Raw genomic sequence first — 11,946 nt, 5'->3', positions numbered from 1 at the left:
TTCGTTGGTTGCAGAGAGGATGCGAGACCTGTAGACTTTCCAGTCGGAGCCGTTCGCCGGCTCGCTCGCCCACACTTGCGAAGCCGGGCTCGGCAGCGACATCTTCATTCCCTTTGGACTTGTTTCCAACTGGCCATCTGGTATCTCGGCGTGTGGGCGCGCATGGTGCCTGATGGTCTTGGAGCAAGGCCATGGACAAGACTTTTTCAAGCGCTCGAATTGAGCAATTGAGACGCGATGCGCAGAAGCTGAAGAAGCAGCGCTCCCTTTCGATGCATGAGGCACTCGATGCGGTCGCTCAGCGTGTTGGATATCCGGGATGGTCTCGGTTGGTTGCGGCAGGAAGCACGCGTTCAGAAGAGGCTTTCACGGCGCGAATCGGCACCTGCTTTAGTTCGTCTCCGCGCCCCCTGACGCCAACCGCGGGGTTGCTGTATTGCAGCCAATGCAAGATGTTCGAGCCAGAGGGCCATTTTCTCGAAAACATCTTTCATATGCCGATGGACGAGCCACTGTTGCTAGCCTTTGTCGAGCATCTTAGGCTGCTGTCGGCGGAGCCCAGAGACGTGCACACGAGGGAGCAAGCAATGGCGGCACTTGCGCGACTCCACGCGGCATTGGAGACCCTAGGTGCTTCTGAAGAGCAGAAATGAAGAGGTCGAATCGGCAAAGCCGAGTTGATGCCGAGAAGGCTTCGGAGGGTGAAGCCGCATTTGGCATTGAGGCGGGCGCCAAGAGCTTGGTGGTCGACAACGGACCAAACGCGCGAGCGTCATCGTCGCAACCTGATGACTTCTATAAACGCGGTGACGCCGCTTGGGCCGAGTACCTCCGCACAGGGGTTTCGTTCTCGGTCGACAGGGTCTTTGACCGTATGCAAGGTCGCCTTGATGCCAAGCGGCGAGAGCTTATTGCGCGAATAACAGGCAGTGGCAGGTTGTCGGCCTGACGCTTTCTTTCGCGCTCGGTCCCTCCTCAGGTCTCGCGGTTCCCGCTCAAATCCATTTCCCGTCGCTGCACAGCGAGATGAACTGGACCGCCTCGGGCGCTGGCTGCACACCGGTCAAGCCCCTCGTTCTGAGGGTCGCATCCGCGGCTCCAGTGTATGGGTCGCGTGCTCTCCTGCTTGGAGAAGATGGAGCGTGTGTATGCAAAACGGAATGCGCAGGCCGGCCTCGTACCTTTCCCATTGAAGTGGCGGAATGCCAACCTTCCTCGCGGCATCTTTGACGGATTGACCGCGGGCCAGCCGGGCACCTCGAATGTCTTCTGAGGTGACGTCGTAGCCGCGTGGTCTTGGCCACAAGTCAGGTGGACGGTCATTCTTCCTGGCGAGCTTGACGCGGACATCATCCCAATCCGTGAAAACACTGACCCGCTCGCCGACATCGCCTTCGCTGCGTGCGCACAGTCCGAGTGTCGGATGTCCGTCGGCCCCATAGGCGTCAATGCTCTGCTCAATGGTCTTGCGTGCCGCTTGAACATCGGGATTGACAAGCTCTCGCAGCGCGATGTGAACTTCTCCGATGCGGCGGACATACTCACGGCTCGTGATTCTCAGGTCGATGACTTCCGGAAGGTCGTCTAAGTATTTCCTCTTGAACTTCCTGTTCGCGAACAACTCCTCCCGCTTTGCGGTCACTCGGAGGCTTTCCACCCAATCGTTGGCGTCGTCGTTCAGCTCATTGCCGTTGAAGCTGGTTGCCGGAAAGGAATGGTGCTGTGTGTGGTTCCTTAATGCCTCCATGAAGCGATACTCAAGCGACCCGTCGTACTGCTTCGAGAGCATCGCCTTGGCCGCATCTTCGAAGCTTGGCGCAAGCGCTATAGGTTTGAAGTCTTGAACTACTTGGTCGATGTAGCTTCGTGCCGCCGTCAGGATGTTCGCAAGATGCCGATTGGATTCTTGTAGAACTCTAGCGACCGTTGGGTAGTCCCAACTTCTCTCGATAGTTGACCGAAGACCAATTTCAGTGAACGCCATCTCCATCGAGATGAAGCTGGCGACGAGTAGCTCGTACCGCTGCTCGAAGTCCAGTGCTTCGGAGAGCGTGCTTCTCGCTTGCTTCAACGCTAAAAACTCGTCCTCGGTAATTGGAACGCTCTTCCTGGGGCCAAGAATCGCTTGCTCCAGACAGTACGTAGTTGCCATCAATCTTCCAAGTTAGATGTCGCACAGGTTGTGCCCGCCCTATTCAGCATACCTGTTGGTGAAACGCTGCCGATTGAGGGAAAGATGCGAGATTGCTTCCTGCCGTACGTCAGCGGCTGCTACGACCGGCAAGGCCAGACGTCGACATTTGGAGCTCCGACCCTCGCCGACCTAGTACCAACTGGCGCACCGGCCCCTACGTACCATTGGTCCGACCTTAGGCCTGTCAGCCGTGGCCGCGTCGAAGCCGCCTACCGGTCGCTGCACAATTTCTCCTGTCCAAATTGGACGAGCACTCCAGCCCGCCTGAGAAAGGCGGCTGCCGCCTCCAAGTTCATTTGCAGCTCCGCGGCGACCCTACGCATGCAATCCAGCTCTGAGAGTCGGGTATCCGTAGAGGTCAGTTCTGCGTGAAGGTGTTGGAGCCTTTCGTCAGATGCGCGGATGCCAGATGCTTCAGCCGCTTCCAGGAAGCGCTTCTGCGACGGCTGATTTTTGGCCCAGAACAGCAGCGGTGGTTCGCTCGGAATGAACGCCCGAAGGGCGTCGCGTCTTATGTTGAAGCGCTGCCGAACCTTCCGAGCCAAGTACCCTCTGCGCTCAAGCGAGGTGAAGAAATCCCAGATGGCGATGCGAACTAGCTTTGCCGACGTGGGCTCGAGTCCATAGCGCCGGATTAGCCAATCTGCAGCAAATTCGACCTCGACGTCTGTCGGTCCCTTGGGGGTACTACCGATAATGTGTCGTCGAAACAGGTCGCCTTGCCAGATTCGGTGGGGCGCGCCGATTGCGGACGAGCCACGCACGTCTACGTCCAATTCAGGCGGCCATTCACGAGGGAAGCCAAGCTTGGATGACACAAACGCCAATTTGCGTTCGTTGGAGCTCTCGCGGAGTCTCCTGTCTGCCTGCCGCGCTCTCCGCCACCTTTCCGTCTCGCGCTCCTGCAAGGCTTGCATCCTCCGTTGGTCCTCCTTGAACCGCTCGGCCTCGGCCAAGCGACGTCGTGCCTGAGCCTCGGTTTCCTCGTGTGCAAGTCGCGCGTCCTCCTCAGCTCGCTCGGCCCGAAGCAGCTCGAGGGTTTCGGCTTCGCCCTCATGGAAAATCCAACGCTTGCACTCAAGGTTCTCCAGAATCAGTTCCCGAAGAGGTCCTTCCGTGATATCCCGTGAAACAGAAGACAAGTCGATTTCGATGGCGGGAATACCAAGGTCACTGAGCTTCTGACGCTTAGCGTCATCGCAGAGGTGCGTGACAGCCACTTCTACGATGAGCGGTGCCTGTCCTGGGAGCACAACGTCGGGGCGAAAACCTCCCAGCCACTTCTCGACTTCTCCAGGCCCTACCCACGTTCGAGTTTCTGCGTCCCGCAGCGTGACGCTGCGTCCAAACGGCGACACCTGACACACCATGGCGGGCGTTCTAAGATGCCGCGCCTCCACCAAGATTTGCTTGGCAAAGAGGTGCACCGCCGTCTCGAATCCTGTCTTGCAGTCCGAGCCTGCTCGATGCGCGAAGTGCCATATTCGCTGCTTGCCTTGTTTTAGGGTCACCGGCTTTTGGCAAGCGGCACAGAAGAACGGACCAGGGGCGCCTTCGACGAGTCCGGTCGCAGCTACGAGGTAGTCTCCAGCGGTTACGGCAAAGGGAATTTTCACGGCTCGAACTCGAGTTCGCTCAGCATGATGAGGCGACGATTATTGAGCGACTCCGTCGACCTCCGGTATCGGGCAGGAACGGACATTGCAGCCTTTCTCTCCAAAGCAGCCCTGAGACACGGCTGTCCCCAATTGGCGCTGAACGCACCTCGGGGCTCTGTTACCCGAATACTGGATAGCCAGTATCCTTCGCAGGCATTATTCAGATAACCCCCCTCTGACTAGCATTGTCTCCAACGCAACGCGTACACCAAGTGCGCAGACTCGAAGGAGACAAGCAATGAGCAAGCCCAAGGTCATCGTCACCGTCGCACCCACCGGCGGCATGGCGAGCAAGAAACAGAATCCTCATCTGCCGACCCAGCCCGACGAAATCGCGGCTGACGTCTACGACTGCTACAACGAGGGTGCTTCCGTGGTCGCTTTGCATGCTCGCAGGGCCAGCGACGACGAGGCAACGTGCGACCCCAAGGTCTACGGTCGGATGAACGAGCTGATTCGCGCGAAGTGCGACATCGTTCTGAACAACTCCACCGGCGGGGGCATCAACGGCGACATGATTCACCAGCTCAACAACGGGCTGTGGGAAATCAACTTCGACGAGCGCGTCAAGGGAATGGAAGCGCCCGGCGTCGAGATGTGCACACTGGACGCGCAGACCATCTGCGCAAGCTTTGGCGGCAAGGAAATCCTGGTGCCGACAACGCCAAAGCGTACGCGCCAGCTCGCTGAAATGATGAAGGCTCGGGGCATCAAGCCCGAGTGGGAGGTCTTCAGCCTTGAGGACATCATCCAGGACGTCGGCCGCGCAATTGCGGAAGGTCTCGACGAGCCGCCGTACTTCATCAACATCGTTCTTGGCGTGACTGCCTTCCAGGGAGCGCTGCCATACACGCCGCGCATCCTGCAGATGATGGTCGACCATCTGCCCAAGGACTCGGTCTTCAACGTCAGTGCCATCGGTCAGGCGCAAATGCCGGCGACCACGCAGTCGCTGCTGCTCGGCGGCCATGTCCGCGTCGGCCTCGAAGACAACCTGTACTACGCCCAAGGCGAACACGCGACCAACGTCGCACTCGTCAAGCGAATGGTCCGAATCGTTCGCGAGCTGGGCTTCGAGCCCGCGACGCCCGCGGAGGCCCGCGAAATCATGGGCCTCCGTCCGCTGCGCTGAGCGCGGTTCCCTCCCCCAATAGCAACTGTCTGAGTACCGGCGCGTCGCGCCGGCTTGGTGTCCCTATGCCCAAAGAAACCTATCTTCGCCCGGAAGAAATCAGGACCGTCGCCGTCATCGGAACCGGCTCGGTTGGCGCGAGCTGGGCCGCGCTGTTCCTGGCGCACGATATTGCCGTGGTCGCGCATGACCCAAGTCCGAATGCTGAAGCCGTTGCACGGTCGTTCATTGCCGATGCGTGGCCTGCACTAGTGGAGCTTGGAGTCGCGAACGCTCCGGTGCCGCCGCTTCAGAAATTGAGCTTTGTTGATTCGCCCGCGGCCGCAGCTCGCGTGGCAGACCTCGTGCAGGAAAACATCCCCGAGAAGCCAGAGCTCAAGGCGAAAGTGCTGGCGGAAATCGATGCCGCATCTCCGCCCGACAAAATCATTCTGTCCAGCACCGGAGGCATCCCGCCGTCTCAACTGCAAGCGTCCTGTGAGCACCCCGAGCGCTTCGTAGTCGTCCATCCGTTCAATCCGTCGCACCTGATTCCGCTTGTCGAAGTCGTGGGTGGGCGGGAGACGGCCCCCGAGGTCGTCGAGTGGGCCATTGACTTCTCGCGTTACGTTGGCAAGCAGCCGATTCGCCTGAATGTCGAGGCAAGCGGTCACATGACCAACCGCCTCCAGTTCGCTCTAGTGCGGGAGGCCGTCCATTGCTTTCTGGAGGGCATCGCGAGTGCCAAAGACATCGACGCTGCGGTCAAGTATGGCCTGGGTCCTCGCTGGACGCTGATGGGCAGCCTGCTGACGCTGCATCTTGCCGGCGGTCCTGGCGGCATGAAGGGAATTCTGGACCACGCAGGCAAGGCCATCGAGGAGTGGTGGACCCCCCTTGGCCAACCGAAGCTCACTGCTGAAGTGAAAGCGCGCCTGGTGGCCGCGGGCAACGAAGTCTCCGACGGTCAGCCCATTTCGGATTGGGTCGGGTGGCGTGACCAGCAACTCGTTGACGTAGTGAGGCTGCAAGCAGCAGCTGAGAAGAACGAGCCTCGGCGCTCTTGAAAGGAATCCCCGTGTCCCAAGAATCATTCACCTGGCCTGTCGCGCTGCCGGCGTGCATCAAAGTCGAGCTGCGCAACGCCATCGCCCTGGTTGCACTCAACCGACCAGAGAAGCGCAACTCCCTGAGCGACGAGCTTGTGCTCGGCCTTCAGACCCTCTTTAGCACCATCCCCTCCGAAGTGCGCGGCATCGTCCTGCACGGCGCCGGCGACAACTTCTGTGCTGGTCTCGACCTCAATGAACTGAAGGAAGCCAGCACACAAGAGAGCTTTGACACTGCGGCCATTGGTCAGCGCCTGAACGACACGATTCAGTTCTGCAAGGTTCCCGTCATCTCGGTACTTCACGGTGCAGTCATCGGTGGCGGTTTGGAGCTTGCTGCCGCAACGCACATTCGCGTCGCCGAGCGCACCGCGTTCTATGCACTTCCGGAAGGTACCCGAGGCATCTTCCTTGGGTCCGGTGGGTCGGTGCGCCTCCCCCGCATGTTCGGCGCATCGACCGTCATCGACATGATGCTTTCCGGTCGCGTGTACGAGGCGGAAGAGGGCCACACACTGCTCCGCTTCTCGCAGTATCTGACCGAGCCTGGAGAAGGTCTGGAGAAGGCCATCGCCGTCGCGGAGAAGATTGCCAAGAACGCTCCTCTCGCGAACTTCGCAGTCATCCAGGCCATTCCTCGCATCGTCGAGCAAGACCCCCAGTCCGGCCTCTTCACGGAAATGCTGATGGTCACCCTTGCGCAGAATGACGACGAGGCCAAGCGTCGGCTGCGCGACTTCCTCGAGCGCAAGGCTGGGAAGGTGGTACGAGGATGACCACCCTGGCCGCCGCACGAACGCTGGGCGACGTGCTGCGCGGAAACGCGCAGTCGCTTGCTAACAAGACTGCGTTCGAGACCGTGGACGGACGTACTGTCACGTTCTACGACTTCAACGCTCGCGTGAACCAACTGTGTGCTGCGGTCGCCGCGCAGGGCGTTGGCAAGGGCAGCCGCGTCGCCATCCTTTCCAAGAATCGACCTGAGTACCTCGAGGTCTACGGCCTTGCCAAAGCAGGCGTCATCGTCGTGCCGCTGAACTGGCGCCTCGCACCGAAGGAAGTCGCCAAGCTCATCAACCACAGCGCGCCTGAGGTGCTCATCGTGGATGAGACGCACCTTCCAGTGGTCGACCAAATTCAGGCGCAACTCCCTTCTGTGAAGAAGTTCGTTGCGCTGGGAAATGCGCCCACCGGGTGGACTGAATACGAAGCTCTCCTCGCGACCGGTGAGGCGGTAGAGACGACCGTGACCGTTCTGCCTGAGGACGTCCTCTGCCTGATTTACACCAGTGGCACCACCGGTGAGCCCAAAGGCGTCGCAATCACGCATGCCGGTGCGCTCGGGAACTGCAGGACTGCCGCGACCGAGATGCTCGAACTCGTTCCGCAAGACCACACGCTCGCGGTCATGCCGCTCTTCCACGCCGGCGGCATGTGGTACCACCTCTTCCCGAGTTTCGCCACCGGCTGCACGACGCTGCTTCTCTCTGAGTTCGAACCCGGGACGTTGCTGCGCGAGATGGAGGCGCGTCACATCACGAACGTGCATCTGGTCCCGACCATGATTGGCGCGCTCCTCGCCCATCCCGCTGCCAGCACGACAGACCTGAGTCGGGTGCGTCTGCTTTTTTACGCAGCGTCCTCGATGCCGGCCGACCTGCTGCGCCGCGCGATGCTGGCGTTTCCCCGGTGCGGCTTCGCACAAGGCTACGGCTCGACCGAAGCGGGAGTCGTGACCGTGCTTGGTCCGGAGGCCCATCGCAGAGCGCAGGAGCCTGAAGGCGAGCACCTGCTTGCCTCGTGTGGCCGTCCGTTCACCGGTCACGAGATTCGCCTGGTCGATGACGTCTCAGGCGAGGTTGCTCCCGGCGGTGTCGGGGAAATCGAAGTACGCAGCGCCGATTTGATGAAGGGCTACTGGCTGAACGACGAGGCCACCAAGAAGGTCCTCAACGACGGTTGGCTCAAAACGGGGGACCTCGGGTACTTCGACAACGAGGGCTTCCTCTACATCATCGACCGGAAGAACGACATGGTGGTCACCGGTGGGGAGAACGTCTTCCCCACCGAGGTCGAGGGATATCTGTTCCGTGACCCGGACGTGCTCGAGGCAGCCGTGTTCGGCGTTCCCGACCCGCAGTGGGTGGAGCGCGTCGTCGCCGCAGTCGTACTGCGCCCGGGCGCCGTAGTGACTGCGGAAGAACTGATTGGTCGCCTGCGCAGCCAGTTGGCTGCTTACAAGTGCCCAAAGACCATCCATTTCATGCCCGCGCTTCCCAAGAGCGCTGTGGGCAAGGTGCTGCGCAAAGAGTTGCGCCAGCAATGGCAGCAGTGAGGGTTCAGAGATGACCGACCTTGATTCCGATGTCCAAGAGTTTCGAAGCTACGTCGCACGCTGGGTGGACGAGCGCCTGATTCCCCAAGCTGAAGCCCTGGACCACGCTGGAGAATTTCCGTTCGAACTCTTCCGCGAGCTTGGAGAGCTCGGCTACTTCGGCGCAATGTATCCGGAGAGCGTCGGCGGCAGCGGCATGAAAAGCCCGTACACCGCCGTCACCGTTCTGTGCGAAGAACTTGCACGAGGTTCGATGGGCTTCGCCGCCGGCGTTTGCATGCAGGCATCGACTGCGACCCACACGCTCTTCCATTGGGGCAGCCCCAAACTCCATGAGCTCTACCTGGCGCCAGCGCTGCGTGGCGAGAAGATTGGCGCGTTTGCCATCACCGAACCGAACGCGGGTTCGGATGCTGCGTCACTGCGCACAAAGGCGACCAAGGTCGACGGTGGCTGGCTGCTGAACGGCACCAAGATTTTCACGACGAACGGGACGGTGGCGGACTTCATCACGGTGGTTGCCAGCCAGCAACCTGGGTCAGGCGCGAAGGCTTTGGACCTCTTCGTCGTCGACACCAAGACGAAGGGCTTCTCCGTTGGTCGCAAGCTCGACAAGTTCTCGATTCACTGCTCCGACACCGCCGAGCTCGTGCTGCAGGATGTGTTCGTACCGGATGACCACCGCCTCGCCGCCGGAGAGGAGGGCGGTAGTTTCAAGAACGCATACAAGTCGCTGACCATCGACCGCATCTTTACCGCGGCGTTGGCTCTCGGAACCGGTCGCGCGGCATACGACGCGGCGCTGCAATACGCGAAGGAGCGTTCGCAGTTCGGGCAGCCCATCGGAAAGTTCCAAGCGGTGCAGTTCAAGCTCGTGGACATGTACGCCAAGCTCGAACAGGCTCGGCTGTACACGTATCACGCGGCGGCGTTGGCCGATGCGGACAAGCCCATCACGACCGAGGCTGCAATCGCAAAGATTGTCGCGGGCGACGGCTGCAACGAGGTTTGCCAGAAGGCGCTCTCCATATTCGGCGGCTACGGGCTCATGAACGAGTACCCGGTCCAGCGCTTCCTCCGCGATTCCTACTTTCCCATGGTTGGTGGTGGAACGAGCGACGTCATGCGTCTGCTCGTCGCACGCCAGCTTGGCTTCTGACACCTCGCGCGTCCTGCGCAGCCTGTTTTACAACCAAAGGAGACTTCGAAATGTTCAAACGACTGTTGTTGGCCACCGCGATTCTGGCCACGTGCGCACTTCCCGCCGTCGCGCAGGTCAAGGTCGGCGTCATCACCGGTGCGACAGGCCCCGGCGCTTCCCTGGGCATCCCCTACAAGAACACCTTCACCGTCCTGCCGAAGACGCTCGGCGGCCAGCCGGTCCAATACATCATCCTGGACGACGCGACCGACCCGACGAATGCGGTGAAGCTTGCCCGCAAGCTGGTGGTTGAAGACAAGGTCGACCTGCTCATCGGTTCCAGCAGCGTGCCTGCCGCCACTGCTATCACCGACGTCGCCGCTGAACTGAAGACGCCGCAGATTGCGCTCTCTCCCGTGGGCGCCGCGGCCGCCAAGAATCCGTGGGTCTACTCGATTCCTCAGCCTGCGTCACTGATGATGGGCGCCGTCGCTGAAGACATGAAGGCGCGCAAGGTGAAGCGGGTGGCCTATATCGGCTTCAACGATTCATGGGGCGACCTGGTGCTGAGCGGTCTCAAGGCAAACGCCGAAGCCGCGGGCATCACCATCGTCGCGGACGAGCGCTACGCGCGCCTCGACACCAGCGTGGCAGGGCAGGTCCTGAAGGTGGTCGCGAGCAATCCGGATGCTGTCGTCGTCGGCGGTTCCGGTACGCCCGGCGCATTGCCGCAGATGACGTTGGTCGAGCGCGGCTACAAGGGACCGGTCTATCACAACCACGGCATCATCAACAAGGACTTCCTGCGTGTCGGCGGCAAGGCCTTGGAAGGTGCAATGGCGCCCACCGGTCCTGTGATGGTTGCGGAGCAGCTGCCTGACAGCAATCCCGTCAAGAAGACCTCGCTCGAGTTCACCAAGCTCTACGAAGGCGCCTTCGGTGCGGGCACGCGCAATGCGTTCTCCGCCTATTCGTATGACGCCTACCTGCTCGCGGACAAGGCTGTGCAGGAGGCGATGAAGAAGGCTAAGCCTGGCACTCCCGAGTTCCGCCAAGCGTTGCGTGACGCGCTGGAGCAGACCAAGGAAGTCGTCGGCACGCACGGCGTCTACAACATGTCGGCCACCGACCATGCAGGCGTCGACAGCCGCGCACGCGTGCTGGTGCGCGTCGAGAACGGCGATTGGAAGCTCGTCAAAAGCAAGGCCGATTGATTCGGCAGTTGCTCCCCACCTCAGTACTTTCTAAGGAGACAGCCATGGGAAAGATGATGCGTGCAGCACGCCTGCACAAGATTGGTGAACCATTCCAGGTCGACACTATCCCCGTGCCGGAGGTGCGTCCCACCGACGTCCTCGTGGAAGTGAAGGCCGCGGGCGTTGTTCCGAACCTGCGCAACGTCGTCACGAGCTATCCGAAGTGGTTCCCGTTCCTTCCGCTTCCTGCTCTTCCCGCCATCTACGGGCTCGACGCCGCCGGTGTCGTGTCGCAAGTTGGCAGCCAAGTCCGCTCCGGTATCAAGGAAGGCGACCGCGTCTACATCAACCCTGGGCTGTCGTGCGGTGGGTGCATTGCTTGCCGTCGTGGCGACCACGTGAACTGCACCGCGTACACGTTCCAGGGCTACTTCGGCTTCGGTGAAGGTTCGCAGAAGCTGTTCGAAGACTATCCGTACGGTGGCTTCGGTCAGTTCCTGACGGCACCGGTTGCGAACCTCGTGAAGCTGCCCGACAGCATCAGCTTCGAACAAGGCGCACGCTTCGGCTACCTGGGTACGTCGTACTCCGCTCTGAAGAAGGCACAGTTCTGCCCGGGGCAGACGGTCCTCATCGACGGTGCAACCGGCACGCTCGGGCTGGGCGCCGTCATCCTTGCCTTGGCGATGGGCGCCGCGAAGATTTTCGGTACCGGCCGCAACAAGGTCCTGCTCGAGAAGCTTCGTGCGCTGGACCCGTCGCGCATCGTGCCCATCTCGCTCGGCGAGAAACCCACGGCCGAAGTCGTGATGGCAGCTACGGAAGGTTATGGCGTCGATGTGCTCATCGAAACGCTTGGCCCGAACGCGCCGGTCAGCAACGTTATCGATTCGTTCAACGCGCTGCGCAGGGGGGGCAAGGCCATCAACATCGGCGGCGTCGCGGACCCTATCCCGCTCGAGCCCTTCCCGCTGATGTGCCTGCAGAAGTCGTACATCGGCTCGCTCTGGTTCACGACTGCCGAGGGCCAGGACATGGCGGACATGGCTGCATCCGGCACGCTGAACCTTGGCGTGTTCGAGCACGAGCGATTCAAGCTCGACCAGGTCAACGAAGCCCTGGACGCCGTCGAGCAGCGCACTGGCGGCTTCACCAACGTCGTAATCATGCATTGAGGTCGGCGGCCGCTCGCCGGCCGCTCT

The 11,946-nt window shown here is 61.0% G+C and carries 10 protein-coding genes; 8 read left to right on the top strand and 2 right to left on the bottom strand.

Annotated elements, in window-relative coordinates; genetic code table 11:
* The first annotated feature begins 191 nt into the window (after nucleotides 1-191).
* The gene (locus BLW05_RS35385) at nucleotides 192-653 is read left to right on the top strand and encodes a P-loop NTPase family protein (protein WP_143044828.1); all 462 of its coding nucleotides are present in this window, start codon (nucleotides 192-194) and stop codon (nucleotides 651-653) included.
* A 410-nt stretch (nucleotides 654-1,063) separates the two neighbouring features.
* On the opposite strand, the gene BLW05_RS13625 is transcribed toward BLW05_RS35385, so the two are convergent.
* Together BLW05_RS13625 and BLW05_RS13620 are read right to left on the bottom strand one after the other, a co-directional pair.
* Nucleotides 1,064-2,152 carry a helix-turn-helix domain-containing protein gene (locus tag BLW05_RS13625; protein WP_093163302.1) on the bottom strand — a complete coding sequence of 363 codons (1,089 nt, stop codon included), beginning with the start codon at nucleotides 2,150-2,152 and terminating at the stop codon, nucleotides 1,064-1,066.
* Nucleotides 2,153-2,403: 251 nt separating this feature from the next.
* Nucleotides 2,404-3,810: a competence protein CoiA family protein gene (locus BLW05_RS13620; protein ID WP_093163301.1), complete on the bottom strand. Its 1,407-nt coding sequence runs from the start codon at nucleotides 3,808-3,810 to the stop codon at nucleotides 2,404-2,406.
* Nucleotides 3,811-4,090: 280 nt separating this feature from the next.
* On the opposite strand from BLW05_RS13620, the gene BLW05_RS13615 reads away from it, so the two are divergent.
* The 7 genes from BLW05_RS13615 (at nucleotide 4,091) to BLW05_RS13585 (ending at nucleotide 11,919) form a co-directional block, all read left to right on the top strand.
* On the top strand, nucleotides 4,091-4,984 hold the full coding sequence (locus BLW05_RS13615; RefSeq protein ID WP_093163299.1) for a beta-keto acid cleavage family enzyme: 894 nt from the start codon (nucleotides 4,091-4,093) through the stop codon (nucleotides 4,982-4,984).
* A gap of 65 nt (nucleotides 4,985-5,049) precedes the next feature.
* Nucleotides 5,050-6,030: a 3-hydroxyacyl-CoA dehydrogenase NAD-binding domain-containing protein gene (locus BLW05_RS13610; protein WP_093163297.1), complete on the top strand. Its 981-nt coding sequence runs from the start codon at nucleotides 5,050-5,052 to the stop codon at nucleotides 6,028-6,030.
* A gap of 11 nt (nucleotides 6,031-6,041) precedes the next feature.
* Nucleotides 6,042-6,848, top strand: a complete 807-nt coding sequence (locus BLW05_RS13605) for a crotonase/enoyl-CoA hydratase family protein (RefSeq protein ID WP_093163295.1) — start codon at nucleotides 6,042-6,044, stop codon at nucleotides 6,846-6,848.
* On the top strand, nucleotides 6,845-8,407 hold the full coding sequence (locus tag BLW05_RS13600; RefSeq protein WP_093163293.1) for a long-chain-fatty-acid--CoA ligase: 1,563 nt from the start codon (nucleotides 6,845-6,847) through the stop codon (nucleotides 8,405-8,407). Before BLW05_RS13605 ends, BLW05_RS13600 begins: the two co-directional genes overlap by 4 nt.
* A 10-nt stretch (nucleotides 8,408-8,417) precedes the next feature.
* The gene (locus BLW05_RS13595) at nucleotides 8,418-9,566 is read left to right on the top strand and encodes an acyl-CoA dehydrogenase family protein (RefSeq protein ID WP_093163291.1); all 1,149 of its coding nucleotides are present in this window, start codon (nucleotides 8,418-8,420) and stop codon (nucleotides 9,564-9,566) included.
* A 50-nt stretch (nucleotides 9,567-9,616) separates the two neighbouring features.
* A complete protein-coding gene (locus BLW05_RS13590; protein ID WP_093163290.1) occupies nucleotides 9,617-10,762 on the top strand; it encodes an ABC transporter substrate-binding protein in 1,146 nt (381 codons plus the stop codon).
* Between the two features lie 44 nt (nucleotides 10,763-10,806).
* Nucleotides 10,807-11,919: an alcohol dehydrogenase catalytic domain-containing protein gene (locus tag BLW05_RS13585; RefSeq protein WP_177142653.1), complete on the top strand. Its 1,113-nt coding sequence runs from the start codon at nucleotides 10,807-10,809 to the stop codon at nucleotides 11,917-11,919.
* Nucleotides 11,920-11,946 lie beyond the last annotated feature (27 nt).

This window comes from Variovorax sp. YR216, from assembly GCF_900107745.1.
Classification (GTDB): Bacteria; Pseudomonadota; Gammaproteobacteria; order Burkholderiales; family Burkholderiaceae_C; genus Variovorax.
The sequence above is the reverse complement of the archived record's forward strand: the minus strand, read 5'-3'. Positions and strand labels throughout refer to the sequence as shown.